Origin of the sequence: Roseateles agri (assembly GCF_034043675.1) — a bacterium.
Classification (GTDB): Bacteria; Pseudomonadota; Gammaproteobacteria; order Burkholderiales; family Burkholderiaceae_C; genus KK5.
This window is the reverse complement of the sequence record NZ_JAXCLA010000007.1, coordinates 201222-227747: the sequence shown is the minus strand read 5'-3', so window position 1 is coordinate 227747 and position 26526 is coordinate 201222. Positions and strand designations below refer to the sequence as shown.

Annotated in this window: 26 protein-coding genes and 1 tRNA gene; 3 read left to right on the top strand and 24 right to left on the bottom strand. The window is 67.7% G+C overall.

Features of this window, described 5'->3' with window-relative positions; translation table 11 throughout:
* The first annotated feature begins 6 nt into the window (after positions 1 to 6).
* A tRNA-Leu gene (locus tag SNE35_RS21440) sits at positions 7 to 91 on the top strand.
* 124 nt (positions 92 to 215) lie between these two features.
* Here the strand turns inward: SNE35_RS21440 and SNE35_RS21435 are convergent.
* From SNE35_RS21435 to SNE35_RS21340, 20 genes are all read right to left on the bottom strand, one after another.
* Positions 216 to 737 carry a phosphoribosyltransferase gene (locus SNE35_RS21435; protein ID WP_320425055.1) on the bottom strand — a complete coding sequence of 174 codons (522 nt, stop codon included), beginning with the start codon at positions 735 to 737 and terminating at the stop codon, positions 216 to 218.
* Positions 738 to 778: 41 nt separating this feature from the next.
* Positions 779 to 2113 (bottom strand): adenylosuccinate synthase, encoded by a 1335-nt coding sequence (locus tag SNE35_RS21430; protein WP_320425054.1) that lies wholly within the window; start codon positions 2111 to 2113, stop codon positions 779 to 781.
* A 50-nt stretch (positions 2114 to 2163) separates the two neighbouring features.
* Entirely contained in the window at positions 2164 to 3327 is a 1164-nt protein-coding gene (locus SNE35_RS21425) for an ATP phosphoribosyltransferase regulatory subunit (RefSeq protein WP_320425053.1), read from the bottom strand.
* A 73-nt stretch (positions 3328 to 3400) separates the two neighbouring features.
* The gene (locus tag SNE35_RS21420) at positions 3401 to 3586 is read right to left on the bottom strand and encodes a DUF2065 domain-containing protein (protein ID WP_320425052.1); all 186 of its coding nucleotides are present in this window, start codon (positions 3584 to 3586) and stop codon (positions 3401 to 3403) included.
* Positions 3587 to 3598: 12 nt separating this feature from the next.
* Positions 3599 to 4495 carry a protease modulator HflC gene (gene hflC / locus SNE35_RS21415; RefSeq protein WP_320425051.1) on the bottom strand — a complete coding sequence of 299 codons (897 nt, stop codon included), beginning with the start codon at positions 4493 to 4495 and terminating at the stop codon, positions 3599 to 3601.
* Between the two features lie 20 nt (positions 4496 to 4515).
* Complete coding sequence (hflK, locus tag SNE35_RS21410) at positions 4516 to 5757, bottom strand: FtsH protease activity modulator HflK (protein WP_320425050.1); 1242 nt, start codon at positions 5755 to 5757, stop codon at positions 4516 to 4518.
* Between the two features lie 2 nt (positions 5758 to 5759).
* Complete coding sequence (gene hflX, locus SNE35_RS21405) at positions 5760 to 7007, bottom strand: GTPase HflX (RefSeq protein ID WP_431312777.1); 1248 nt, start codon at positions 7005 to 7007, stop codon at positions 5760 to 5762.
* An 82-nt stretch (positions 7008 to 7089) separates the two neighbouring features.
* Positions 7090 to 7344 carry an RNA chaperone Hfq gene (gene hfq, locus SNE35_RS21400; RefSeq protein ID WP_320425049.1) on the bottom strand — a complete coding sequence of 85 codons (255 nt, stop codon included), beginning with the start codon at positions 7342 to 7344 and terminating at the stop codon, positions 7090 to 7092.
* Between the two features lie 125 nt (positions 7345 to 7469).
* Complete coding sequence (gene der, locus SNE35_RS21395; RefSeq protein ID WP_320425048.1) at positions 7470 to 8804, bottom strand: ribosome biogenesis GTPase Der; 1335 nt, start codon at positions 8802 to 8804, stop codon at positions 7470 to 7472.
* A gap of 32 nt (positions 8805 to 8836) precedes the next feature.
* Positions 8837 to 9982 (bottom strand): outer membrane protein assembly factor BamB, encoded by a 1146-nt coding sequence (bamB, locus tag SNE35_RS21390; RefSeq protein WP_320425047.1) that lies wholly within the window; start codon positions 9980 to 9982, stop codon positions 8837 to 8839.
* Positions 9979 to 10653, bottom strand: a complete 675-nt coding sequence (locus tag SNE35_RS21385; RefSeq protein ID WP_320425046.1) for a YfgM family protein — start codon at positions 10651 to 10653, stop codon at positions 9979 to 9981. The genes bamB and SNE35_RS21385 overlap by 4 nt, the downstream gene beginning before the upstream one ends.
* A gap of 43 nt (positions 10654 to 10696) precedes the next feature.
* Positions 10697 to 12007 (bottom strand): histidine--tRNA ligase, encoded by a 1311-nt coding sequence (gene hisS, locus SNE35_RS21380; RefSeq protein WP_320425045.1) that lies wholly within the window; start codon positions 12005 to 12007, stop codon positions 10697 to 10699.
* A complete protein-coding gene (ispG, locus tag SNE35_RS21375) occupies positions 12004 to 13287 on the bottom strand; it encodes a flavodoxin-dependent (E)-4-hydroxy-3-methylbut-2-enyl-diphosphate synthase (protein WP_320425044.1) in 1284 nt (427 codons plus the stop codon). Before ispG ends, hisS begins: the two co-directional genes overlap by 4 nt.
* Positions 13288 to 13296: 9 nt before the next feature.
* Positions 13297 to 14229, bottom strand: a complete 933-nt coding sequence (locus SNE35_RS21370; protein ID WP_320425043.1) for a helix-turn-helix domain-containing protein — start codon at positions 14227 to 14229, stop codon at positions 13297 to 13299.
* Positions 14222 to 15061 carry a type IV pilus biogenesis/stability protein PilW gene (gene pilW / locus SNE35_RS21365; RefSeq protein ID WP_320425042.1) on the bottom strand — a complete coding sequence of 280 codons (840 nt, stop codon included), beginning with the start codon at positions 15059 to 15061 and terminating at the stop codon, positions 14222 to 14224. The genes SNE35_RS21370 and pilW overlap by 8 nt, the downstream gene beginning before the upstream one ends.
* Before the next feature lie 17 nt (positions 15062 to 15078).
* Complete coding sequence (gene rlmN / locus SNE35_RS21360; RefSeq protein ID WP_320425041.1) at positions 15079 to 16218, bottom strand: dual-specificity RNA methyltransferase RlmN; 1140 nt, start codon at positions 16216 to 16218, stop codon at positions 15079 to 15081.
* A gap of 58 nt (positions 16219 to 16276) precedes the next feature.
* Positions 16277 to 16702, bottom strand: coding sequence for a nucleoside-diphosphate kinase (ndk, locus tag SNE35_RS21355; protein ID WP_320425040.1), 426 nt, complete (start codon positions 16700 to 16702; stop codon positions 16277 to 16279).
* A gap of 104 nt (positions 16703 to 16806) precedes the next feature.
* Positions 16807 to 18846 (bottom strand): 23S rRNA pseudouridine(2605) synthase RluB, encoded by a 2040-nt coding sequence (gene rluB / locus SNE35_RS21350; protein ID WP_320425038.1) that lies wholly within the window; start codon positions 18844 to 18846, stop codon positions 16807 to 16809.
* Positions 18843 to 19547, bottom strand: coding sequence for an SMC-Scp complex subunit ScpB (gene scpB, locus SNE35_RS21345; protein WP_320425037.1), 705 nt, complete (start codon positions 19545 to 19547; stop codon positions 18843 to 18845). The genes rluB and scpB overlap by 4 nt, the downstream gene beginning before the upstream one ends.
* A 240-nt stretch (positions 19548 to 19787) precedes the next feature.
* Positions 19788 to 20747 carry an RluA family pseudouridine synthase gene (locus SNE35_RS21340; RefSeq protein ID WP_320425036.1) on the bottom strand — a complete coding sequence of 320 codons (960 nt, stop codon included), beginning with the start codon at positions 20745 to 20747 and terminating at the stop codon, positions 19788 to 19790.
* 135 nt (positions 20748 to 20882) lie between these two features.
* Here SNE35_RS21340 and SNE35_RS21335 point away from each other — a divergent pair, with 135 nt between their 5' ends.
* A complete protein-coding gene (locus SNE35_RS21335) occupies positions 20883 to 21674 on the top strand; it encodes an outer membrane protein assembly factor BamD (protein ID WP_320425035.1) in 792 nt (263 codons plus the stop codon).
* Positions 21675 to 21722: 48 nt separating this feature from the next.
* Here SNE35_RS21335 and yoaA read toward each other — a convergent pair whose 3' ends face one another.
* Together yoaA and SNE35_RS21325 are read right to left on the bottom strand one after the other, a co-directional pair.
* Positions 21723 to 23720 (bottom strand): DNA repair helicase YoaA, encoded by a 1998-nt coding sequence (gene yoaA / locus SNE35_RS21330; protein WP_320425034.1) that lies wholly within the window; start codon positions 23718 to 23720, stop codon positions 21723 to 21725.
* A 6-nt stretch (positions 23721 to 23726) separates the two neighbouring features.
* The gene (locus SNE35_RS21325) at positions 23727 to 23930 is read right to left on the bottom strand and encodes a YdcH family protein (RefSeq protein ID WP_320425033.1); all 204 of its coding nucleotides are present in this window, start codon (positions 23928 to 23930) and stop codon (positions 23727 to 23729) included.
* 46 nt (positions 23931 to 23976) lie between these two features.
* On the opposite strand from SNE35_RS21325, the gene SNE35_RS21320 reads away from it, so the two are divergent.
* The gene (locus SNE35_RS21320) at positions 23977 to 24744 is read left to right on the top strand and encodes a PP2C family protein-serine/threonine phosphatase (protein ID WP_320425032.1); all 768 of its coding nucleotides are present in this window, start codon (positions 23977 to 23979) and stop codon (positions 24742 to 24744) included.
* A gap of 4 nt (positions 24745 to 24748) precedes the next feature.
* Here the strand turns inward: SNE35_RS21320 and SNE35_RS21315 are convergent, their stop codons facing one another.
* A complete protein-coding gene (locus tag SNE35_RS21315; protein WP_320425031.1) occupies positions 24749 to 25399 on the bottom strand; it encodes a hypothetical protein in 651 nt (216 codons plus the stop codon).
* 18 nt (positions 25400 to 25417) lie between these two features.
* Positions 25418 to 26518, bottom strand: coding sequence for a cell division protein ZapE (zapE, locus tag SNE35_RS21310; RefSeq protein ID WP_320425302.1), 1101 nt, complete (start codon positions 26516 to 26518; stop codon positions 25418 to 25420).
* Positions 26519 to 26526 lie beyond the last annotated feature (8 nt).

Genomic DNA, 26526 nt, shown 5'->3' with positions numbered 1-26526 from the left:
CTGAATGCCCAGGTGGCGGAATTGGTAGACGCACTAGTTTCAGGTACTAGCGGGTAACTCCGTGGAGGTTCGAGTCCTCTCCTGGGCACCAAATACAAAAGGCCAGCACATTGTGCTGGCCTTTTTCATTGACGCCAGCAAAGCCGCGAGGATTTGCTGGCAGCGATACAACAAGGCCCGTTTGCATCTGCTGCATCACGGGCCTTTTTTTGTCATCAGACGGCGAACTTCTTGGACAGCGCCTCGGCCCCCATGCCGTCGTACTCTTCGAACGGCTGGTGGATCCATGGGCTCGTCTCGAGCATCTCGACGTAGTAGTCCGGCACGTAGGCCGACACGGCCTTGGTCCAGATCACCGCCGAGCGCAGCTCGCTGATCGAGGGCATGCCGCGCAGGCGCTCCACCACCGCCTTCAGCGTGACGCCGGAGTCGGCCAGGTCATCGACCAGCAGCACGCGGCCGGCCAGTTCGCCCTTGGGCATGGTGATGTACTTGGCGATGTCCAGGCGACCCTGGATCGTGCCGGCCTCGGCGCGGTAGGAGCTGGTGGACATGATGCCCAGCGGCTTGTCGAACACGCGCGAGAGCACGTCACCGGGACGCATGCCACCGCGGGCCAGGCAGAGGATCTGGTCGAACTCCCAGCCGGAAGCGTGGACCTTCAGCGCCAGGCGCTCGGTCAGCAGGTGGTATTCGTCCCAGGATACGTACAGGTGTTTGCCGTCGTCGGTCAGCATGGTGTTGAGGTCCCCGTTGGTTGGAGCGTTATGTCGATGGATCAAGCCTGGTACGGGTGGCGCAGCACGATCGTGTGCTCGCGGTCCGGGCCGGTGGAAACCATGTCGATCGGCACGCCGATGACGGCCTCGATGCGCTTCAGGTAGGCTCGGGCGTTGGCGGGCAGCGACTCCATGCTGGTCGCGCCGAAGGTCGTCTCCGTCCAGCCCGCGAAGGTTTCGTAGATCGGCTCGCAGGCGGCGATCTCGTCGCCGTCCAGCGGCAGGATGTCGATCGTCTGGCCGTTCAGCTTGTAGCCGACGCACATCTTGATCTCGGGCAGGCCATCCAGCACGTCCAGCTTGGTGATGCACAGGCCGGTGATGCCGTTGATGATCATCGAGCGCTTCAGCGCGGCGGCGTCCATCCAGCCGCAGCGGCGCGCGCGACCGGTGACGGTGCCCTTCTCCTGGCCGACGGTCGACAGATGCCAGCCCACGGTACCTTCCTTCTCCCACTCGAGTTCGGTCGGGAACGGGCCGGAGCCGACGCGGGTCGTGTAGGCCTTGGTGATGCCCAGCATGTAGTGCAGCATCTGCGGGCCGACACCGGCGCCAGCAGCGGCATTGCCGGCCACGCAGTTGCTGGAGGTGACGTAGGGGTAGGTGCCGTGGTCGATGTCCAGCAGCGTGCCCTGCGCGCCTTCGAACAGGATGTTGGCGCCGGCCTTGTGGGCCTTGTGCAGCAGGTAGCCGACGTCGGCCATCATCGGCTTCAGCACCTCGGCCATCTTCATCGCCTGGTCGTAGATCGGCTGGAACTCGAGCGCCTCGGAGTTCAAGTAACCGGCCAGTGCGGTGTTGTGCAGGTCCAGCAGCTCCTTCAGCTTCGTGGCGAAGCGCTCCGGGTGCTTCAGATCCTGCACGCGCAGCGCACGGCGGGCGACCTTGTCCTCATAGGCCGGGCCGATGCCCTTGCCGGTGGTGCCGATCTTGCCGGAGCCGCCACTCTCACGCAGCGCCTCGCGCGCCTTGTCCACGGCGACGTGGAAGGGCAGGATCAGCGGGCAGTTCTCGCTGATGAACAGACGCGAGCGCACGTCGACGCCGGCTTTCTCCAGGCGCTCGATCTCGCTCAGCAGATGGGTCGGGTCGACGACGACGCCGTTGCCGACGTAGCAGGCCACGCCCTCGCGCATGACGCCAGAGGGGATCAGCTGCAGCGCCGTCTTCACGCCCTTGATGACCAGCGTATGGCCAGCGTTGTGGCCGCCCTGGAACCGGACCACGGCCTCGGCGTGGTCGGTCATCCAGTCGACGACCTTGCCCTTGCCTTCGTCACCCCACTGGGTGCCGACCACGACCACGTTACGGCCGCGCGCGATTTCGCTTTGCATAGTGCTTGCTCTTTCCTTCAGATATTTCTTCGGTGCCGATGCGCGGTCGCTCAGAGCGCGCGCACCACCCATTGACCGACGACCTGCGCCAGTTCGCGGTCGCAATCGAATTCGTCGCCTTCGTGCTCATGCCCGGGGAGCATGCAGACGACCGTCTCCCCGTTCTCGCGCAGACGCCGGATGGCCCCGCGCAAGGTCGCGTCCTCGCCCCAGGGCGCGCGCACGGCCGCCCGCAGCGGGCTCACCGGGCTCAGGGCCACCAACGTCTTCAGGTCGACGCTGAAGCCCACCGCCGGACGGCGACGGCCGAACACCGCGCCGACCTCGTCGTAGCGCCCGCCGCGCAGCACCGCGTCGCTGCTGCCGGCAGCGTAGAGCGCGAAGCGCACGCCGCTGTAGTAGGCATAGCCGGTCAGGTCGGCCAGGTCGAAGCCCAGGCGTGCGTCCGGATGGGTCTGCTGCAGGTGCTTGGCCAGCCATTGCAGGTCGTCCAGCGCAGCGTCGATCAGCGCATTTTTCGGCAGCAAGCTGCGGGCGCGGTCCAGCACCTCGATGCCGCCGTACAGCGTCAGCAGCGCTTGCAGGCTGGCGCGCACCGCCTCCGGCAGCGATGCCGTCAGCCGGGCCAGCGTGGCGCCGTCCTTGGTCGCTAGCGCGGCGACGAGTTCGCTGACCGCCGCCGGGGTCAGATCCTGCCCCGCCAGCACACCGCGCACGATGCGTGCATCACCGAGGTCCAGCGCAACGTCCGTCAGGCCCGCGCGATGCACAGCATCCAGCGCCAGCTCCTGCACTTCCAGGTCCGCCTCGAGGCCGGCATGGCCGTAGATCTCGATGCCGAACTGCAGCGGCTCGCGCGTCGCGTTCAGCCCCTCGGGCCGCGTGTGCAGCACCGGGCCGCAATAGCAAAGCCGGGTGACGCCGGCGCGGTTCAGCAGGTGGGCATCGATGCGGGCCACCTGCGGCGTCGTGTCCGCGCGCAGGCCGAGGCTGCGGCCGGACAACTGGTCCACGAGCTTGAAGGTCTTCAGGTCCAGCGCATGGCCGGTGCCGGAAAGCAGCGACTCCAGATGCTCCAGCATCGGCGGCATGACCAGTTCGCAGCCGTAGGTGCGCGCCATGTCCAGCAGTTCGCGGCGGAGTTCTTCGATGGCGCGCGCCTGCGCGGGCAGGACATCGGCAATGTGCTCTGGCAGCAGCCAAGCAGAGGACATGGGTTTTCGGGAGGGGGTTAAAAACGGCATTGTACCGGCGCTCGCCGCGCCGCCCCCCACCCGATTGCCGGGCTCAGGACCAGAACAGGTACAGCATCAGCAGGCCGGCGGCCATGCTGGAGAGGCCGACGAAGCGAATCTGCCCGTCGGTCATAGCCAACACCCGGCTGAACACCTGGCGCCAGGCTGCGGGGCTGATGAAGGGCATCAGCCCTTCGATCACCAGCATCAGCGCCAGCGCGCCCAGCAGCCTGTCCACGGGATGCGCGTGTTACTTGCGCGGCGCAGCAGCGCCCGCAGGGGCACCCGAGCCGCGCATGGCCTTGAAGAAGTCGCTGCTGGAGTCGATCACCATCACATCCGACTTGCTGCGGAAGCTGCTGCGGTAGGCCTCGAGCGAGCGATAGAACTGCGCGAAAGACGGATCGCGGCCGAAGGAGTCGGCATACAGCGCCGAAGCCTTGGCATCGCCCTCGCCTTTGATCTTCTGCGCGTCGCGATAGGCCTCGGCCACGATCACGTCGCGCTGGCGGTCGGCGTCGGCGCGGATCTTCTCGCCGTCGGCGCTGCCGGTGGCGCGGTCAAGGTTGGCGACACGCAGGCGCTCGGACTTCATGCGGTTGTAGACCGCCTCGGTCACGTTGGCGGCGAAGTCCACGCGCTTGATGCGCACGTCGACGATCTCGATGCCGAACTGCTGTGCCTCGTCCTCGAGGCGCTTGCGCACGTCGTTCATGACCTTGTCGCGTTCGGTGGCGAGCATGCCCAGCACCGTACGCTTGGTCACTTCCTCGTTGAACGCGGCCTGCACGATCGGGCTCAGGCGGTTGTCGATATTGTTGACGTTGGTGCCGTTGTTGCGGATGAACTGCTTGGCATCACGGATGCGCCACTTGACCAGCCAGTCGATGACCAGGCTCTTCTTCTCCGCAGTGAAGATGGGGCGCGATTCGGGGCTGTCCAAGGTCTGGATCCGCTTGTCCAGCATGACGACGTTCTGCATGGGCGGCGGCAACTTGAACTTCAGGCCCGGCTGGTCCACCACTTCCTTGATCTCGCCGAACGAGTAGACGACGGCGACCTTGCGCTGGTCGACGATGAACATGGTCGAGCTGGCCAGCATGAAGATGATCAGCGCGCTGATGACGATGACGATGAGGCGATTCATTCCGTTCACTCCCTGCGCTCTCAGTGGCTCTCGCGATCGCGACCGCGCAGGCCGTCACGCGAACGCATGTCGTTGTTGCTCAGCGTGGGAGCGAGATCGGTCGGCGCCGCCGGTGCCGCCGCGGTCGGCGCGCTCGCGCTGACGCTGCCGCTCACCTGCTGGACGATCTTGTCCAGCGGCAGGTACAGCAGGTTGGAGTTCTTCTGCGTGTCGACCATCACCTTGGTGACGTTGGAATAGACGCTCTGCATCGTGTCCACGTACATGCGGTCGCGCGTGACGGCCGGTGCCTTCTGGTACTCGGTCAGCACGCTCTTGAAGCGGTCCGCATCACCTTCGGCCTGAGCCACGACGCTCTGCTTGTAGCCCTCGGCCTGCTCGCGCAGTTGCGCGGCCTTGCCCTGTGCCTTCGGAATCACGTCGTTGGCATAGGCCTGCGCCTCGTTCTTGCGCGTCTCGCGATCGGACTTGGCCCGGAAGGCGTCGTCGAAAGCCGCCTGCACCTGCTCGGGTGCCTGCACCTGCTGGACGTTGACGTTCTTGATCTGGATGCCGGCCTGCAAGCGGTCCAACTGCGCCTGGATGGAGGTGACCAGTTCGTTGGCGATCGCGTCGCGCTGCTCGTAGAGCACCGAATCCATGTCGTTCTTGCCGACGATCTCGCGCACCGCCGATTCCGCCGCCAGCATCACCGCCTCGGGCGGGTTCTGGTTGGTGAACAGGAACTGCTGCGCGTCCTTCACCGTGTACTGCACGGTGAAGCGAATGTCGACGATGTTCTCGTCCTTGGTGAGCATTGACGAGTCGCGCAGGCCGGTGGCCTGACCGATGGAGCTGCGCCCCACCTCGACCTGCTGCAGCTGCGAGACCGCCACGACCTCGTTGGCTTGGAACGGAGCCGGCAGCCGGTACTGGATGCCCGCGCCGACCGTCTTGCTGTACTTGCCGAAGGAGGTGATGACGGCCTCCTCGCCTTCCTGCACGATGAAGAAGCCGCTGGCCAGCCAACCCAGCACGACGACGCCGGCAACCAGCCCCGCGCCGATGCCGGCGCTCTTCATGTCGGGCTGGAAGTTGTTGTTGCCGCCATTGCCGCCGCCGTTGCCGTCGTTGTCGCCGGAACCCTTGTTGTTCGACTTGCCGCCGAACATGTTGGCGAGCTTGCGATTGAAGTCGCGCCACAGCTCGTCCAGGTCGGGCGGACCGTCATTGCGGCCGTTGCTGTTCAGGAAGGCCGGCAAGCGGCGAAATATGCGATTCATTCTCACGCCTGTATCGGTGGATGTTCTGTTTCGACGGACGCCGCCTCTTCAGGTGGCGCGCCTTCGCCGGAAATCAAGCCTTGCGGAATCTCGCCGCGCATTGCGGCGACCAGTTGCTCGCGCAGCACGTCCAGCCCCTCGCCGGTCAGCGCACTGACGAACACACGCGGGGTGCGCATGCCGGTCTTACCGGACTCGTGACGCTCGATCCAGTCGAGCGGCTGGCGCGGGCGCTGGTCCTCGGCCAGCATGTCCTGCTTGTTGTAGACGAGGATCTGCGGGATGTCGGCGGCACCGATCTCGGCGAGCACGCGCTCGACCTCGGCCAGCTGTTCTTCCAGCACCGGCGAGGCCGCATCGACGACATGCAGCAACAGATCCGCATCGACGGCTTCCTGCAGGGTCGCCTGGAAGGCGGCCACCAGCTTGTGCGGCAGGTCGCGGATGAAGCCGACGGTGTCGGACAGCGAGATGCTCTCGCCGGCCTGCTCGAGGAACATCGAGCGGGTCGTCGTGTCCAAGGTGGCGAACAGCTGGTTGGCCGCGTAGGTGCGTGCCTTCACCAGCGCGTTGAACAGCGTGGACTTGCCCGCGTTCGTGTAGCCGACGAGCGAGACGCGGAACACGCCGTTGCGCGCGCGGGCCCGCTGCTGGGTGCTGCGCTGCTTCTGGACCTTCTTGAGCCGTTCCTTGGTTGCCTTGATGCGCTCGTCGATCATCCGGCGGTCCAGCTCGATCTGCGCTTCGCCGGGGCCGCCGCGCATGCCGATGCCGCCGCTCTGCCGCTCCAGGTGGCTCCAGCGGCGCACGAGGCGTGTGGCCAGATACTGCAGGCGCGCCAGCTCGACCTGCAGCTTGCCCTCATGACTCTTGGCTCGCTGCGCGAAGATCTCCAGGATCAGCGCCGTGCGATCGGCCACGGGCACGCCCAGCACCTTCTCGAGATTGCGTTGCTGCGCCGGCGAGATCGCCTGGTCGAACAGCACCGTGTGGGCCTGGTGCGTCTGCACCAGCAGCTTGATCTCGTCAGCCTTGCCGGAGCCGACGAACAGCGCTGCATCGGGCGCCTGGCGCTTGGCGATGACGCGAGCCACCGGCGTGTCGCCGGCCGACTCGGCCAGCAGGGCCAGTTCATCCAAGGTGGGATCGAAGCTGCCGCTCGGGTGGGCGTTGTTGGCCGGGCGGCCGAAATCGACGCCGACGAGAATGGCGCGCGCCGCCTCGGAGGGCGGCGTCGCAATGGAGGAGATGGTGGAGGACGAGGAACTCAAGGTGTTGGGAAAGTCCTGCGTTCGAGCCGGAACGAACGGGGATCGAGCCGGCCCGCTTCGCTCAGTTGGCGGCGTCGTTGCCGCCGCTGCCTTCGGCCGCGTGGAAGTTCACCGCGCGACCCGGCACCACCGTCGAGATGGCGTGCTTGTAGACCATCTGCGTGACCGTGTTGCGCAGCAGCACGACGTATTGGTCGAAGGACTCGATATGGCCTTGCAGCTTGATGCCGTTGACCAGGTAGATCGAGACCGGCACGTGCTCCTTGCGCAGCAGATTCAGGAAGGGATCTTGCAAGAGTTGGCCTTTATTGCTCACGATATGCTCCGTGTTGAGAGAGTTGTTGATGGAGTCTGGAGGGACGGTCTGCACCTTAACACAGGGTTAGCCCGGATCGCCGGGCGCCCCTCATTGCCAGGGTTGCTCACTCCCCCAGGCAAGAGTCATTCCTTGTCGTCAAACGGATTCTTCGACGAGCGCAACTCGATCTTCATCGGCGTGCCGACGAGCTTGTAGTGCTCGCGGATGCGGCCTTCCAGATAGCGCTTGTAGACGTCGGTGATCCCTTCCAGCGAGTTGCCGTGGATCACCACGATGGGCGGGTTCATGCCGCCCTGGTGCGCGTAGCGCAGCTTGGGGCGGAAGTGGCCGACCTTCTTCGGCGTCTGGTGCTGCACGGCTTCCTGCACCAGGCGCGTCAGCACCGGCGTGGTCATCTTCTTGTAGGCCGAGCTGTACGCATCGGCCAGGCCACCCCACAGCGGCCCCAGGCCCTGGCGCTTCAGTGCAGAGATGTTGAAGATGGGCGCGAACTTCATGAAGCCCAGGCGCGTCTCGATCGAGCGCTTCAGCTGCTCGCGCTGATAGCTGTCGACCGAGTCCCACTTGTTGACGGCGATCACCACCGCGCGGCCGCTGTCCAGCACATAGCCGGCGATATGGGCGTCCTGGTCGGAGACGCCCTGTGTCGCGTCGATCAGCAGCAGCACGACGTTGGCGTCGGCGATCGCCTGCAGGGTCTTCACGACCGAGAACTTCTCGATCGCCTCGAACACCTTGCCCTTGCGCCGCAGGCCGGCCGTGTCGATCAGCTTGAACTGCTGGCCGTTGCGCTCGAAGTCCACCGAGATCGCATCGCGCGTCGTGCCCGGCATGTCGAAAGCGACCAACCGCTCTTCGCCGAGCCAGGTGTTGATCAGCGTGCTCTTGCCCACGTTCGGGCGGCCGGCCACCGCCAGGCGAATCACGCCGTCGGGGTGTTCGTCGGTCTCGCCGTCTTCCTCGAATTCGAAAGGCTCCAGCGCCGCTTCCAGCAGGCTGCGGATGCCCTGGCCGTGCGCGGCGGAGATCGGATGCGGCTCGCCCAGGCCGAGTTCGTGGAACTCGCCCAGCAGCGGCGATTCGCTCATGCCCTCGGCCTTGTTGACGGCCAGCAGCATGCGCTTGTTGGCGGTGCGCAGGTAGCGGGCGATGTCCGAATCCTGCGCGGACAGGCCCAGACGGATGTCGACGACGAAGATGACCACGTCCGCCTCGGCCACGGCCTGCTTGGTCTGCTTGGCCATCTCGCGCACGATGCCCGTGCTGCTGTCGGGCTCGAAGCCGCCGGTGTCGATGACGATGAAGTCTCGGTCACCGAGGCGTCCGTCGCCGTAATGGCGGTCGCGGGTCAGGCCCGCGAAGTCGGCCACGATCGCATCGCGCGTCTTCGTCATCCGGTTGAACAGCGTGGATTTGCCCACATTGGGGCGGCCGACGAGGGCAATGACGGGTTTCATGGCTTCTTCTTGTTGTTATGCCGACAGTCTTGTTACTGCGGCTTGATCGCGTAGAGGCCGCCCTTGGACGTCGCGACCAGCGCGATGCCATCCAGCAGCACCGGCGCGGTGACGATGGGGGAGCCGTCCGTCTCCATCCGCGCCAGCGTCTTGCCGCTGTCGCGCGCGACGAAGTGCAGATAACCCTCGAAGTCGCCCACCATCACCGAGTTGCCGACGGCCAGCGGCACGCCCAGCTTGCGGTTGGTGAACTGCTCGGCGGTCCAGGCGGTGTCGCCGCTGGCGATGCGCCAGGCGCTCAGGCGGTCCGAGGCGTCGGCACCATAGATGTACTCGGTATCGCCACCGACGCCGTTGACGCCGCCGACGTTGCGGCTCCAGATCGTCGCGCCACGCTCGGCGCTGACGCAGCCGACGGCCGACTGGAAGGCCCGCGCGCACAGCACTTCGCCGTTGCGCACCAGCGGCGCGACGAGGTCGGCCAGGCGCTCCACTTCATTGGTGCCGCGCGGGTTCGCCACGCTGGCTTCCCAGCGCACGGTGCCGCGCAGCGGGTCGACGCCCGCCAGCCGCGAGCCCTGGCCCACCACCAGGGTGTCCATGAACGAGCCGATCACGCCGGCCTTGGCCAAGGTCAGCGGCTCGCCCGGGCGGCGCATGTCGAAGATCTTGCGGCCGTCCTGCGCGTCATAGGTCAGCACCTGGCGGTCGACGGTCAGCACGAACACGCGCTCGCCGGCCACGAACGGCGCGGCGATCACCGGCGTCGGCAGCGCCTTGCGCCAGGTGACCTTGCCCGCATCGATGACGACCAGTTCGTTGTTGCGCGTGACGACGGCGGCGTAGCGGCCATCGCTGCCGACACCGGCGCTCAGCTTGGCGCCGACGTCCGCGCGCCAGACCGTCTGGCCCGTGGCGGCCTGCAGGGCCAGCACGCTGCCGTCACCGGCGGCGATGAAGAACTTGTCGCCGCGCGCCGTGATCGTCTGGGCGAACGTCGTGTTGTCGATGCGCTGGCTCCACAGCAGCTGCGGCTTGATCTCCGGCGTGATCTGCTCCAGCGGCGCGGGCTTGGGCGCCTTGGAGGAGCTGAACAGCGAACAGCCGCCGAGCACCGTCAGAGCGCCCACGGCCAGCACCAGCGCCGAGCGCTTCATCATCAGGACGGCGGCGCTCACTTGGCGGCTCCCGATGCTGCGTCGTCAGCCGGCACGGCCACGCCCAAGGTGGCGAGCTTGGCTTCGATCAGGCGGCGGTAGTCCAGGGTCTTGTCCATCGCGGCGAGCGCCTTCTGGAACTCGGCGCGAGCCTCGGCTGGCTTGTTCTGCAGCAGCAGCAGGTCGCCGCGGCGGTCCGATGCCAGCGCGGCGAAATCGGCGGACTTGATCGCGTCCAGCGACTTGGCGGCGGCGTCGTATTGCTTGGCATCGATCTGCAGGCCGGCCAGGCGCAGGCGCGCGATATCGCGGTAGCTGTCGTCGCTGGCGTTGTCGGCGGCCCAGGTGAGGCTGGCCATCGCCTTGTCGGCCTGGCCCTTGTCCTGCTGGACCTTGGCGGCCTGCAGCGCGCCTTGCGCTGCATAGACGGTGCCGGCGTAGCGCTCACGCAGGTCGTTGAAGACCGAGGCGGCCTTGTCGGCATCGGCCGCCTGCACGGCCTGGTCCAGCGCGTCGTACATCGCCGCGGCCTTGGCCGCTTCCTGGCGCTGGTAGTAGTTCCAGCCCTGCCAGCCGGCGTAGGCCAGCAGCACCGCAGTGATCAGCCAGGTGATCAGGTTGCCCCATTGCTTCCAGAAGGCCTTGACCTGTTCAAGCTGTTCTTGTTCTTCGAGATCGAGATGCGACGCCATGAGATTCTTGGTGAGAGGGTTCGTACTGCGGCAAAAGCCGCGATTATGCGTTGAGCAGCTCGGCGGCCCAGTCGGCAGCGGTGGCGAGCGGCCGGGTCTGCTGTTCGCCGCCCTGCCCTCGCAGGGGCTTCACCGCGACGAGGCCTTGGGCCAGTTCGTCCTCGCCGAAGACCAAAGCAAATGCCGCACCGCTGGCATCGGCCTTCTTGAACTGCGACTTCATGCTCGACTGGCCCGGGTGCAGCACGACCTGGACGCCCGCGCCGCGCAGCGCCTCCAGCGCCACCATCACCTGCGGCAGGCCGTTGGCCGAGGGCACGATCGCGTAGGCATGCGGCACCGGCGGCGCCGGCATCACGCCCACCTCTTCCAGCAGCAGCAGCATGCGCTCGATGCCCATGCCGAAGCCGACCGCCGGCGCGGCCTTGCCGCCGAGCTGCTCGATCAGGCCGTCATAGCGGCCACCGCCGCAGACGGTGCCCTGGGAGCCGAGCTTCTCGGTGATCCACTCGAAGACGGTGAGGTTGTAGTAGTCCAGGCCGCGCACCAGGCGCGGGTTGATCGTGTACTTGATGCCCGCGGCATCGAGGATCGCGCGCACGCCGTTGAAGTGCGCGAGCGAGGCCTCGCCGAGGAAGTCCAGCAGCTTCGGGGCCGCGTTGGCCATGTCCTGCAGCGCGGGGTTCTTCGTGTCGAGCACGCGCAGCGGGTTCGTGTGCATGCGGCGCTGGCTGTCTTCGTCGAGCAGTTCCTTGTGTGCCTCGAGGTGCGCGACCAGCGCCTCGCGGTGCGCACGACGCTCGTCCGGCGAGCCCAGGCAGTTCAGCTCCAGGCGGAAGTGATCGCCCTCGACCAGGCCCAGCTCGCGCAGCAGGCGGCTGCCCATCAGGATCACCTCGGCGTCCACGTCCGGACCGGCGAAGCCCAGCGCCTCGACGCCCATCTGGTGGAACTGGCGGTAGCGGCCCTTCTGCGGCTTCTCGCGGCGGAACATCGGGCCGAAGTAGTACAGGCGCCGGCCCGAATCGCGCAGGAAGTTGTGCTCGGTCATCGCGCGCACGACGCCGGCGGTCATCTCCGGGCGCAGCGCCAGGTGCTCGGCCTGGCCGTGCTTGTCGGCGCGGTCTTCGAAGGCGTACATCTCCTTCTCGACGATGTCGGTCACCTCGCCGATGCCACGCACGAACAGCGCCGTCGGCTCGACGATCGGCGTGCGCACGTTCTGGTAGCCGTAGCGCTGCAGCACGCTGCGCATCTTGGCTTCCAGCCATTCCCAGCGCGCCGATTCCGGCGGCAGGATGTCGTTCATGCCCTTGACGGCTTGCAAGGGCTGGATCTTCTTGTTGTCGCTCATGCGCTTACTGCTGTGGCGCCGAAGCGCTTCTCGATGTAGTTCTCGACCAGGGCGTGGAATTCGCTCGCGATGTTGTCGCCGCGCAGCGTGACGGACTTCTGGCCGTCGACGAACACCGGCGCGGCCGGCGCCTCGCCGGTGCCCGGCAGGCTGATGCCGATGTCGGCATGCTTGCTCTCGCCCGGGCCGTTGACGATGCAGCCCATCACGGCCACCTTCATGTTCTCGACGCCCGGGTACTTCTTGCGCCAGACAGGCATCTGCTCGCGCAAGAAGTCGTCGATCTGCTTGGCGAGTTCCTGGAAGGTCGTGCTGGTCGTGCGACCGCAGCCGGGGCAGGCGGTGACGCTCGGGTTGAAGTTGCGCAGGCCCAGCGCCTGCAGGATCTCCAGGGCCACGACCACTTCCTGCGTGCGGGCCTCGCCGGGCTGCGGCGTGAGGGACACGCGGATCGTGTCGCCGATGCCTTCCTGCGCCAGGATGCCCAGGGCCACGCTGGAGGCCACGGTGCCCTTGGTACCCATGCCGGCCTCGGTCAGGCCCAGGTGCAGCGCGTAGTCGCAGCGCTTCGCCAGCTCGCGGTAGACCGAGATCAGGTCCTGCACGCCGCTGACCTTGCAGCTGATGATGATGTTGTCCGGGTTCAGGCCCAGCTCGGCGGCGTAGGCGGCCGATTGCAGCGCCGACTGGATCAGCGCCTGGTACATCACCGGCTTGGCGTCCCAGGGCTGGGCGCGCGCGGCGTTCTGGTCCATCAGCTCGGCCAGCAGTTCCTGGTCCAGGCTGCCCCAGTTGACGCCGATGCGCACGACCTTGTCGTACTTCATGGCCGCCTCGACCATCATCGCGAACTGGCGGTCCTTCTTGTCGCCCTTGCCGACGTTGCCCGGGTTGATGCGGTACTTGGACAGCGCCTGGGCCATCGCCGGGTACTCGGTCAACAGGCGGTGGCCGTTGTAGTGGAAGTCACCGACCAGCGGCACATCGATGCCCATCCGGTCGAGCTGCTCGCGGATGTAGGGCACCTGCTCGGCGGCCTCGGGCGTGTTGACGGTGATGCGCACCAGCTCGGAGCCGGCGATCGCCAGTTCCTTGACCTGGATGGCCGTGCCGATGGCGTCCACCGTGTCGGTGTTGGTCATCGACTGCACGCGCACCGGCGCGTCGCCGCCGATCGTGACGACGCGGGAGCCCCAGCGGACCTGCGCCTGGCGCGAGCGCCGCGCGGCCGGGCTGGCAGCGGCGATGGCCTGTTCAACGGTGGATTGGGTATCGATCATCTTGGTACTTCAGTTCAGTTCGAAGCGCGCCACGTTGTCCTTGTTGCGCGTGTTCAGGTCGAACGGCGTCCCGCGCACGCTCAGCGTGGTGCCGGACACATTGCCGATCGTGACCTTCAGAGGCGGCTGGCCCGCCAGCTCCGGATCCTCACCGGGCCGGACCAGCTTCGAGAGCAAGACCTGACCCTGGGCATCGGTGACCGAGACCCAGGATTCGGCGGTCACGTGTACCTTAACCGGCAGCATGCCGGCGGCGGGCGGCGCGCTGGCCGGGACCGCGGCGACTTGCGCCGGGGCCTGCGGCTGCGGGCGGGACGCGACCGGCGCGGCCGGTACGGGTGCGGAAGCCGTCGTGACGGCAGGAGGTGTCGCGAGCGGCACCGCGGCAAGCACCGGCGCCGCGGCTTCGCTGGCGGCCGGCTCGGGCGCGGCGGCCAGCACGGGAGTCTCCTCGACCGGTGCCGAGGCCGCAGCACTCGGAGCCGCGGTCGGTGCCGGCTCCAGCAGGCGGTTCGGCAGCAGATAGAGGGCCGCCGCGCCGGCCAGCAGCAGCGCCGGTCCCCAGATCATCGGCTTCTGCAGGACGGCCAGCGACAAGCCCTCGTCGCGCGCCGAGCGTTCGCGGAACGGCGTGTTGATGCCCCGCGAAACGTCCAGTTCGCGCTCGCCGCCGCGCGGCAGCAGCGCCAGCACCGGCTCGGCCTCCACCTTCAGCGCGCGGCAGACGGCCTTGGCCAGCGCGCGCACGAAGGTCATGTCGGTCAGGTCCTGCCAGCGGTCGGCTTCCAGTGCCTCCAGCTTCGCCTGCGGCACCTTCAGCATCGCGGCCAGCGCGGCGATGTGCAGGCCGCGCTGCTGGCGCGCGTCGCGCAGCCAGGCACCGGCGGTTCTTGGCGCGCCCGCAGGCGCTTCGGACAACCCGCTCGTCGTCGCGTCAGTCATCGAAGCGCCCCGCGCCCAGCGAAAGGTTCTCGGGCGACTGCGCGTAGTCCTTGCGCAAGCGCTGGCCCAGCTCATCGACGCTCACCGGATGGCCCAGCTTGCGTTCGACACGCAGTTCCAGCCACAGGGTCTGCGCATTGCTCTGCCCCGCCTGGGCGTTCACCCGGTTGATGTAGAAGCGGGCGCGCTCGTATTCCTTGTTCCGGTACAGCACGTTGGCGAGGTTGTAGGCGATCGCCGGATTGGCCGGGTCGAGCTCGAAGGCCTTGGCCAGCGAGGCCTGGGCCTCCGCGCTCTGGCCTGCGCTCAGCTCGCACACGCCGCGCGCCAGCAGCGTGCGGGCCGCGCCGCGGTAGTCGGGCTGCGCCAGCGCGCGGCTGAACTGTTCGAACGCCGCCGGGTAACGCTTCTGCTGGCAGAGGTACCAGCCGTAGTTGTGCATGATGTCCGGATCGCGCGGGAACATGTCCTGGGCGCGCCGGAAGCTGTCGTCGGCCAACTGGATCTCGCCCATCGCCGCGTAGACCAAGCCGCGCAGGTTGATCGCGTCGCGCATGTCGGGCTTGGCCGCCAGCGCCTGCTTGATCTCGTCCAGCGCCGTCGTGTACTGGCCCTGCGTGAAGTAGCCCTTGGCAAGCTCGGTGCGCACGTTGGCGCGGCGCTCGGCGTTGGTCGTGTCGGACTCGGTCTTGGGAACCTCGCGGGCACTGCCGTCGGCGCCGGTCGAGGTCGTCGTGCACGCCACCGTCATCATCGACAGCACCGCTGCCGCCACGGCCCAGAACCACCGGGAGCGGAACTGCTGTTCGGAGAGCGGCTGGGCTCGCGTCATGGCGTTGATTTCCCTTGTTATGTTTGTGAGGTCGTCGGAGCTTTTACCACCACCGGCGCACGCACCATGCGGATATGAGCACGCGTGCGGTCCTGTACTTCACCGGCCAGCTGACCGCATGCGGCGTCGATGTCGTCGCCACGGGTCTTGCGCACCGTCGTGACGATGCCGGCATCGACCAGGATCTGGGCGAAGGCCTTGACGCGCTCGTTGCTGCTGCGCTTCAGGCCCGAGGCCGGGAACGGGTTGAACGGGATCAGGTTGATCTTGCAGCTGACGTGATGCTTCAGCAGCTTCACCAGCGTGTGGGCCAGCTCGGGCGTGTCGTTCACTTCGTCGAGCATGCAGTACTCGAAGGTGATGAAGTCGCGCGGCGCCTTCTCCAGATAGCGATTGCAGGCGTCCAGCAATTCACTGATCGGATACTTCTTGTTGAGCGGCACCAGCTGGTCGCGCAGCGGGTCGACCGGCGCATGCAGCGAAACGGCCAGGGCCACCGGGCAGTCTTCGCGCAGCCGATCGATCATCGGAACGACACCGGAGGTGGACACCGTGACGCGGCGGCGCGACAGACCGTAGCCGTGGTCGTCCAGCATCATCTTCAGCGCCGGCACCAGCGCCGTGTAGTTCTGCAGCGGCTCGCCCATGCCCATCATCACGACGTTCGAGATGATCCGTTCGTCGGTGTTCTGGCGCTTGCGCAGCGAGTGCTCCGCGTACCAGAGCTGGGCGATGATTTCCCAGGTAGCCAGGTTGCGGCTGAAGCCCTGGTGGCCGGTGGAGCAGAAGCGGCAGCCGACGGCGCAGCCGGCCTGGCTGGAGATGCACAAGGTGCCGCGGTCGCTCTCGGGGATGTAGACGGCTTCGACGGCGTCGCCATTGCCGACGTCGAACAGCCATTTAATCGTGCCATCGGCCGACACATGCTCCGAGATCACGGGCAAGGCGGCGACGTGGGCACGGGTGGCCAGCTTGTCCCGCAGGGACTTGGCCAGGTCGCTCATCTGAGCAAAGTCAGAGGCGCCCTTCTGATGGATCCAACGAAAAAGCTGGGTGGCGCGGAAGCGCTTCTCACCCAGCTGCTCGCAGTACGCGGCAAGGCCTTCCAGATCCAAACCGAGGAGGTTTGTTTGCTCAAGCTGCTTGACCGCGTCCATTGCGTTTTGCTCCTAACGTCCAGCCTCCGGGCCGGAACGCCAGAGGCTCAGTGCCGAATCAACGGCTGAAAACATTCATGCCGGGGAAGAAGAATGCAACTTCCTGGGCGGCGGTTTCCGGGGCGTCCGAACCGTGGACGGCGTTGGCGTCGATGCTGTCGGCGAAGTCGGCGCGGATCGTGCCCTTCTCGGCCTTCTTCGGATCGGTGGCGCCCATCAGGTCGCGGTTCTTCAGGATCGCGCCTTCACCTTCCAGCGCCTGGATCATCACCGGACCGGAGATCATGAAGCTGACCAGGTCATTGAAGAACGGGCGAGCCTTGTGGACGGCGTAGAAGGCTTCGGCTTCGCCGCGCGACAGGTGGGCCATCTTGGCGGCCACGACCTTCAGGCCGGCGCCTTCGAAGCGGGCGTAGATCTGGCCGATGACATTCTTCGCCACGGCATCGGGCTTGATGATGGAAAGGGTACGTTCGATAGCCATGGGTTTCTCCTGAAATGCTGGGCTTGGCAAAGCCCGCGATTGTACTGTTACTTGATGACGGCAGTCATTCGGACCGGGCTCCCGGCCCCGTCGTGGCGCTCATTTCAGCGGTTGCGGCCACCGAAACCGCCGCCACGGCCACCACCGCCGCCGCCGCGATTGCCACCACCACCGCCGCGGTTGTTGCGGCGGCCGGTGTAGGCGTCGGCACCGATGTAGCCCATCGAGGTCTGCATCGGATCCGGCTCGCGCGGGCCGCCCTTGTTGTTACCGCCCTTGTTATTGTTGTTGCCACGCCCCTGGTTCGGGCCCTGCTGCTGGCTGCCGCCGGCGCCGAAGCCCTGCGGAATCCGCTTGCTGCCGGTGGCGAAGCGCCGGTCGAAGGTCTGCTCCAGCGGGTTGATGTTGCGCGGCATGAAGAAGTCGTCTTCGTCATCGTCGCGCGGCGCGCTGTTGTTGCGCTCGGCGCGCGGCGCCTCATTGAAGCGATCGCGCTCCGGGCGATCGGGACGGTCCGGGCGGTCCGGCCGATCTTGACGCTCCGGACGATTCGGGCGCTCGGGCCTCGCCTCGGGCCGGCTCGGACGCGGGCCTGCACCGGCGTGCCGGCCATTGGCCTGGCGGCTGTTCTTGTTGTCCGGCTGCTGCCGCTGCTGCTGGCCGCGGTCCTCGCGGCCGCCGCCGGCCTGGTGGCGGATCGTGCGGGTGTCGTTCTCGTCGAGCTCGATCCAGACGCCGCGCTTGAGCCCGCGCGGCAGCACCACGCTGCCGTAGCGGATGCGGATCAGCCGGCTCACCGTCAGGCCGACCGCGTCGAACAGCTTGCGCACTTCGCGGTTGCGACCTTCGGCGATGACGACGCGGTACCAGTGGTTGACGCCTTCGCCGCCGCCATCCTCGATGCCCTTGAACGCCGCCTTCTGGCCCTCGATGTCCACGCCTTCCAGCAGCTTGGCCTTCTGCTCGGGGTTGAGCGTGCCGAGCACGCGCACCGCGTACTCGCGCTCGACGCCGAAGCGCGGGTGCATCAGCTGGTTGGCGAGTTCGCCGGAGTTCGTGAACAGCAGCAGGCCTTCGGTGTTCAGGTCCAGACGGCCGACGGACTGCCACTTGCCCTGCTGCAGCTTGGGCAGGTGGCGGAAGACGGTCGGACGGCCTTCCGGATCATTGAAGGTGACGACCTCGCCGGTGGGCTTGTGATAGGCCAGGATGCGCGGCGCCGGCGGCGAGATGCGCACGCGGATCGGCTTGCCGTTGACGGCGACGCGATCGCCGAACGAGATGCGCTGGCCGATGTGGGCAACCTCGCCGTTCACCTCGATCTTGCCCTCGGCAATCATGTCCTCGATGTCGCGACGCGAGCCGATGCCGGCCTGGGCCAGCACCTTCTGCAGCTTCGGCGCATCGGGTTCCGGCGCGAGCACGCGCTTGGTGTCGCCTTCCGCCTCATCGCCAGCGTCGTCGGACGCCTCGGCCTGCGGCTCGGCATCGGCCGCATCTTCGGCATCGAACTCGCCGGCCAGCACCTGGGCGAAGCGCTCGCCCGCCGCGGCCAGCAGTTCCGGTGCCGGCGCTTCGCGCGGCGCGGACGATTGCTGCTCGCCGCCTTCGGCTTCGGCGCGATCCCTGTTTCGCCCACGGCGGCGGTTGCGGCCACGGCCGCCACGTTCGCCCGACTCGTCGTCGCTCTCCTCGTCACCCGCCTCCGCAGCGCTGGAGCCCGACTCGCCCACGCTCTCTGCCGGCGCCTCTGGCGCCAGCGTGAACAGCGGCAGCGATGCCTGCTCGGCGACGGGCTGCTCGGCATGAGCGGCCTCGGCGGCCGGCTCGGCCTTCGCCGCCGTCTTGCGCGGCGCGCGGCGCTTGGTCGCGGGCTCTTCGGCAGGTGCCTCGGGGGCCGCCGCAGCCACTTCCTCGACCACGTCCTCGGCGGCCTTCTTCCTGGCCACCGTCTTGCGCGGCGCCTTGGCCGGGGCAGCCTCCTCGGCGACCACCGCCGCGGCCGGCGCCTCGTCGGCCGTCACGGCAGTCACGGCCTTTGGCTTGGCCGGCGCGCGCTTGCGCTTGGGCGCCTCCGCCGCGGCATCGCTCGAGGCCTCGGGCACCGGGTTGGAATCGTTATTGTCGGAAGAGGAGGAATTCATGCGTTGCTTGGCCCCTGTACGGCGGCGTCATCATCAGGCTGGGATTCACCCGGCGGCGCCGGGTGAGGTGAAACGCCTGCGTCGCTGGATGCGACAGGCGCTGGGGAGGTTTCGGTGGTTTCGCTGGTTTCAGCGTCCTGGATCAGCAGGCCCTGGAGGCCCGGTAGTTCCGGCGTCTGGCCAAGGCCGGCGCCGCTGTCGAGTGCTGGCAACTGCTCCAGGCTGCCGAGGCCGAGGTCGTCGAGGAACTGGCGGGTCGTCGCGTAGAGCGCCGGACGACCGGGCGCCTCGCGGTGGCCGATCACGTCGATCCAGCCGCGCTCTTCGAGCTGCTTGACGATCTCGGTCGAGACGACGACGCCGCGGATCTCCTCGATGTCACCCCGGGTGACCGGCTGACGGTAGGCAATGATGGCGAGGGTCTCCAGCACCGCGCGCGAATAGCGGCGCGGCTTCTCCGGGTTCAGCCGGTCCAGGTACTCGCGCAGCTCGGGGCGGCTCTGAAAGCGCCAGCCCGAAGCGACAGCGACCAGTTCGACGCCGCGACCTTCCCAGTCGCGGGTCAGCTCATCCAGCACGCTGCGCAAGGTGTCCGGCCCGATCTCGTCGGCGAACAGGCTGCGCATCTCGCGCAGGGTCAGGGGCTGCTGGGCGCATATCAGCGCGGTCTCAAGGACGCGCTTGGCATCCTGTGTGTTCATTGACTTTCGTCGTCATTGCCGGTTCTCGCCGGTCCGTTGGGGTCCTGGGGCGTCAGCCTGCCGGGCGGCACGAACCTCGGGTTCGGCGGCGCGGAAAGCACGGGCTGGTCAAGGAGTCATCAAGGAAGTGCGGCTTTCGAGGGGTCCACACCGGACCAGGGCTCTGGCTTCGCACTTCGGTGCCGGTGCGTGCTGCTCATCACACCGGACTGACGAGCATTGTAACGTGTACAAATCAATTTACGTCGAGCGAAGCGGCAAGGCGTCAACACCGAAGCCCAGGTTTTCCCAGGCCGAGGCCAGATCCTGTGGCAGCGGCGCATCAAACTGCAGCGCCTGCCCGCCGATCGGATGGGCGAAAGACAGCCTCGCTGCGTGCAGCGCCTGCCGCTCCAGACCCAGCGCCGGCGCGCCGCCGTACAGCGTGTCGGCCAGCAGCGGGTGACCCTCGTGCGCCAGATGGACGCGGATCTGGTGGGTGCGGCCGCTGTGCAGCACGCAGTGCACGCCGCTGACCGCGCGCCCGGCGACCTCGCCCCGGCCCAGCAGGTAGACGTCGGTGCGCGAAGGTTTGCCACCCGACAGCACCGCCATCTTCACGCGCGAGACCGGGTCGCGCCGCAGCGGGGCATCAACGACGGCCTCCTCCGGCACGCTCCCCCAGGCCAGCGCCAGGTACTCGCGGTGCACCTCGCGCGCGGCGATCATCCGCACCAGCGCCGTCACCGCCTCCAGCGTCTTGCCGACGACCATCAGCCCGCTGGTGTCCTTGTCCAGCCGGTGCACGATGCCGGCGCGCGGCAGCGTCGCGGCGGCGGGGTGACGGGCCAGCAGGCCGTTCATCACGGTGCCCGACCAGTTGCCCGCCGCCGGGTGCACGACCATCCCGGGCGCCTTGTTGAGCACCAGCAGGTGCTCGTCTTCGTAGATGACCGCCAGGTCGAGTACCTCGGCACGGAAGGCCCGGCTCTCCTCCGTCGGCTGCAGCTCGACACGCACGCGCTCGCCGGCCTTCAGCTTGCGGGAATCCTTGGTGACGGCCTGGCCGTCCACACTGACGCAGCCGCGCTCGACCAGGCTTTGCAAATGATTGCGCGAAAACTCCGGCGCCAGCTGCACCAGCCAGCGGTCGAGGCGCATGCCGTGGCCATCGGCCTGCACCTCGGCCTCACGGACCTCGACCTCCTCGGCCACGGGCATGTCTTCATCGAGGGGCGGCAGAGCCTGAACCATATAATCGGCGACTTCGTATTCAGCGGGGCAGAGCCTGCCCGATTGGGACCAATGATGGAAAAGCGGATGGGCGGGCGAGTGAGCGGACGGATGGGCGAAGGCATGAGCCCCTGGCTGCGAGTCGCCTGCGGTGCGGCGCTTCTGGCCCTGGCGGCGTGCTCGTCGCCGCCGAAGGAAGACCCGAACTCCCAGGCCAGCCTCGACAAATTGTACGCAGAGGCTAAGGAAGACCTGAACTCCGGCGCCTACGACCGTGCGATCAAGAGCCTGGAGAAGATCGAAGGTCGGGCCGCCGGCACCTTGATGGCGCAGCAGGCCGAACTCGATCTGGTCTGGGCCAACTACAAGAGCAACGAGCGCGCCGCCGCGCTGACGGCGCTGGACCGCTTCATCAAGCTGAACCCGTCCAGCCCCGCGATGGACTACGCCCTCTACATGAAGGGCATCGTCAACTTCAACGAAGACCTGGGCCTGTTCGGCCGCCTGGCCGGCCAGGACATCTCCGAGCGCGACCAGCAGGCCGCGCGCGACGCGATGCTGGCGTTCAGCCAGGTGGTCGACCAGTTCCCGGACTCCCAGTACGCCGCCGATGCACGCATCCGCGTCGACTACATCACCAACACGCTCGCCACCTACGAAGTCCACGTGGCGCGCTACTACTACAACCGCAACGCCTTCATCGCGGCCGTCAACCGCGCACAGCGTGCCGTGGCGGACTTCCCGCACGCGCCGTCCAGCGAGGAAGCGCTGTACCTGATGGTGCAGAGCTACGACAAGCTGGGCCTGACGCAGTTGCGCGACGATGCCCAGCGCGTGCTGAAGCTCAACTTCCCGCAGAGCGTCTACGTGGTGGGCGTCGAGGAGAAGAAGAAGGCCTGGTGGAAGTTCTGGTAAGAGCCTGAGCCCTTCGCCCCGAACAAAACGCGCCGCCGGCGCGTTTTTTCATTCCCGCTCGGCATTGAGCGTCTGCAACCACTCCAGCGCTTCGTCCTCGGTCTCCAGCCGCGTCATCGGCGGCAGCGCGTCGCGCAGGCGGCGACCGTAGTTCATCGTCGCCATCCGCGGATCGCAGACGATCAGCAGGCCCTTGTCCCGCTCGGTGCGGATCAGCCGCCCGCCGCCCTGCTTCAGCGCGATCGCGGCCTCGGCGATGAAGTAATGGGCGAAGGCATTGCGCCCCGCCGCCTCAAGCCGCTGCACACGCGCCTCGACCAGCGGATCGTTCGGCGGCGGGAAAGGCAGCTTGTCGATCAGCACGCACTGCAGCGTGTCGCCGGGCACGTCGATGCCTTCCCAGAAGCTGGCCGAGCCGACCAGCACCGCACGCGGGTCGTCGAGGAAACGCTGCAGCAGCAGGCGCTTCGGCGCGGCGCCCTGCTGCAGCACCGTCAGCGCATCGCCGTGGTAGTCGAACTCGGCCCGCAGCTGATCGCCAACGGCCTGCAGCGCACGCAAGGTCGTCGTCAGCACGAAGGTGCGGCCGCCCAGCGCCCGCGCGCAGCGGCCGGCCAGCGCGGCGACCTCCAGCGGATGGTCCGCTTCCGACGGCTTCGGGAACGAGCGCGGGACATAGAGCCGTGCATGCGCGGCGTAGTCGAAAGGGCTGCCGACGCGCAGAACCGTGGCCGAATCCAGTCCGGCGGGCTCGGTGAACCAGCTCAGGCGCTCGTCGTCGCCCAGCGTGGCCGAGGTAAAGACCCAGGCCTTCGGCGTCGCCTCCAGCTGCTCCTGCATCGCCTCGCGGATGTCCAGCGGCGATTCGACCAGGCGCGCCTGGTGCGGGCTCAGGTCGATCCAGCGGACGTCGGCCGCCTCGGGCTCACGGGCGAACACCTGGGCCAGCGCGCGCAGCTCGACGGCGCGCTCGTGCAGGCGCACGAAGTCGGGGGAGCTTGCCATCACCGTAGCCAAGGTGGCGACGGCGAGGTCCAGCGTTTCGATCAGCTCGCCCAGCGCCTCGGCGAAGCCGGGCCGGCCGGCGCGCTCCTTCCAGGCCAGCTTCAGGATGCCGCGCACCTCTTTCATCGGCCCGGCGCAGGCCAGCCGCAGTTCGCGCGCGCCGCGCTCGATCCGCGCCTGCAGCCCTTGCCAGTCCTGCAGGCCGCGCGCCTGCGCAAGCCCCAGGCCCAGCACGTCGCGGCCGAAGTCCAGCAATTGCGCAGTGCCGAGCATCGTGCCGAGGAACTGCACACCGGCCTCGGCCAATTGATGCGCCTCGTCGAACACCGCCACCTCGACACTGGGCAGCAGCTCCGCCACACCGGTGTCGCGCAAGGTCATGTCGGCGAAGAACAGGTGATGGTTGACGACGACGATGTCGGCCTCCATCGCCTCGCGCCGCGCCTTGACGACGTGGCAGGCGCGGAACTCGGGGCAGTCGGAGCCGAGGCAGTTGTCGCGCGAGGAGCTGACGATCGGGATCACCGGAGAGCGCTCGTCCAACCCGTCGATCTCGGCGAAGTCGCCGCTCGCGGTCTGCTGCGCCCAGACCTCGATCCGCGCCAGCGCCATCACCGCGCGGCGGTCCGGCAGTTCGGCGGTGAGCCGCGCCTGTTTCATCCGGTGCAGGCACAGGTAGCTGCCGCGCCCCTTCAGCAGCGCCACGCGGACCGGCACCTGCAGCGCCTCGGCCAGCCGCGGCAGGTCGCGCAGGAAGAGCTGGTCCTGCAGGCTCTTGGTCGCCGTGCTGATCAACGCGCGGCGCCCGGACAGCAGCGCCGGCACGAGATAGGCGAAGGTCTTGCCGACGCCCGTGCCCGCCTCGACGACCAGGCTCTCGCGCCGCGCGATCGCGCGTGCGACAGCCATGGTCATCTGCATCTGGGGCTCGCGCGGGCGGTAGCCGGGATCGGAGCGGGACAGCGGCCCGCCCTCGTCGAAGGCGGCCGCTACCCATTGCTCCAGTTCGCTGGGCGCGTCGTTCGCTTCGTCGTCGCTCAAGGGAAATCAGGCAGGTTCGTCGGGCAGGTTGGCCAGTTCCAGCTTGGCGATCAGGTCGCGCAGCCCGAGGCGGCGCTTCTTCAACCGGCGCATCGCCAGTTCGTCGACCGGAGTCTGCTGGGTCAGGCGGTCGATCATCTCGTCCAGATCCGCATGCTCGATGCGAAGCTCGATCAGCCGGCGCGACAGCGAATGAAGTTCTTCGTCCATGGGGGCTGCGAGCCGTGGGCCGGGAAGAACAAATTATAGTTAGCCGATGGCTCGAAGCACCCCCGGATTCCGTCTCAGCGCCGCCACCGGCATCCACCGTGGCGACCGCGCCTACCAGCAGGATCAGGTGGAGGTTCTCGCACACCCGGTTGCCGCCGGCTGCCTGTTGGCCGTGGTGGCGGACGGCATGGGTGGCAAGAGCGGCGGGCGCAAGGCGGCCGACCAGGTGGCGCTGACAGCGCAGCAGCTGTTCGAGCGCTACTCGCCGGAGACGGAGTCCGCGCAGGATCTGCTCGCGCAGATCGTCTCCGAGGCCCACCTGATGATCAAGCTGACGGCGATCTCCGCCGAGGAGGAGCCGCACAGCACGCTGGCCGCCTGCCTGATCACGCCGGATCGACGCTGCCACTGGATTCATTCCGGCGATTCGCGAATCTACCTGTTCCGCGGCGCTCGCCTGATGCAGCGCACGCTGGACCATTCCTACGTCCAGCGCCTCGTCGAAGAGGGGCAGATCACCGAGGCGGAAGCCATGGTCCACCCGCAGTCCAACCTGCTGACCGGCTGCCTGGGCACGGTGCAGGAACCCACGGTCAGCACGGCCGAGATCGCGGCGCTGGAGCCCGGCGACACGCTGATGTGCTGCAGCGACGGCCTGTGGCACTACTTCACCGCGCGCGAACTCGGGATGGTGCTGGAAAGCACGCCACCGCGCGAGGCGGCCGAGCTGTTGCTGGGCAAGGCGCGCGAGCGCGCCAAGGGCGGCGGCGACAACGTGTCGCTGGCGATCGTCCGCGTCGAAGCGCTGAGCTGATCGATCAGCGCTTGCCGGCTGCCGAGGCGGCAGCAGCGATATCGGCGGCGCTGGGGATCGGCAGCGGCTGTCCCGGCTTGCGGGTCGATGCCGCCCGCTCTTCCTGGCGGCGCTGGAAATCTTCCTGGTGCTGCAGTACCACGCGCTGGCGCTTGCCGGCCTGCTCGCGGGTGCGCGCCGCCGCCTGCGCGGCTTCCTCGGACTGGCGGGTGATGTCGCGGGCATGGGTCTGCGGATCGACCGGCAGCGAGCGCGCCGCTGCCGGGCTCGTGTGCTGCTTGCCGCCCGCGTCCGCCGGCGAGCCGGGCGATTGCTGCTGGAGCGCCTCCGTGCGGCGGCGCCCCTCCTCCGCAGCGAACTCGCGCTGCCGCTCAGCGACGCGGCGCGTCTGCTCTTCGCTGCGGGCCTTGCGATCCGCCTCACCCAACTGCAGCTCACGCGCCTGCAACGGCCTCAGCGCCGCCAGGCGCTCGTTGCGGATCCGGTCCAGGCAGGTGTTGACGAAGAACTCCTGCCGGCAGGCCTGGCTCTCGGCCTTGAAGCGCGTCTCGACCGCCTGGCGTTGCTGCTGCAGTTCGCGGCGCTCGGCATCGGCCGCCTGGGCACGGCCCAGCGGCAGGAGCAGAACGGCAAGGAGGAAAACGGCGATGCGCACAGGGTCTCGATTCAGGGCTCAGGTCAGCGAGGTATCGACCTCGCGCCGGTCCAGGGCAAGATACTCCGACGACTGCATCTCCTGCAAGCGGGAGACGGTACGCGGGAACTCGTGCGCCAGCGGCCCTTCGGTGTAGAGCTGCTCCGCCGGCACCGCGGCCGAGATGATCAGCTTGACGCGGCGGTCGTACAGCACGTCGACCAGCCAGGTGAAGCGGCGAGCCTCGCTGGCCAGCCGCGGCGGCATCTCCGGCACACCGGACAGGATCAGCGTGTGGAAACGGCTCGCCAACTCGAGGTAGTCGTTCTGCGAACGCGGCCCGCCGCACAGGGTCTTGAAGTCGAACCAGACGACGCCGCCGGCACGCCGCCTGGCGCGCAGCTCGCGATGCTCGATGTGCAGCACGGCATCTTCCTCGCGCGCCTCGGCCAGCGATTCGAAGGTGCTCGTCAGCGCCGCCTCGGCCGCGTCGTTCAGCGGCCAGTGGTACAGGTCCACGTGGTCCAGCGTGCGGCGGCGATAGTCGAAGCCGTTGTCGACGTTGATGACCTCGAGCTTCTCGTTGAGCAGGTCGATGGCCGGCAGGATGCGGTCGCGGTGCAGGCCGTTCGGGTACAGCTCATCGGGCCGGAAGTTCGACGTTGTCACGATGGACACGCGGTTGCGGAACATCGAATCCAGCAGCCGGTGCAGGATCATCGCGTCGGTCACGTCGGCGACGTGGAACTCGTCGAAGCAGATGAGCCGGAAGCGCTTGGCGATGCGCTTGCCAAGCTCCTCCAGCGGGTCGGCGATGCCCTTCAGCTCCTGCAGCTCGCGGTGCACCTCGCGCATGAACTCATGGAAGTGCAGGCGCGTCTTGCGCGTCAGCGGCACGGCCTGGAAGAAGCAGTCCATCAGGAAGCTTTTTCCGCGGCCGACACCGCCGTACATGTAGACGCCACGCGGCAGCGGCGGGCGCACCAGCAGCTTGGTCACCGCGTTGGAACGCCGGGCCTTGTAGGCGGCCCACTCGTCCTGGCAGCGCTGCAAGGCCGCGACCGCGCGCAGCTGCGCGGGGTCGGCGGTGTAGCCGCGCTCGGCGAGGGTCTGCTGGTACAGCTCGCTAACCGAGGTCATCAACGAGA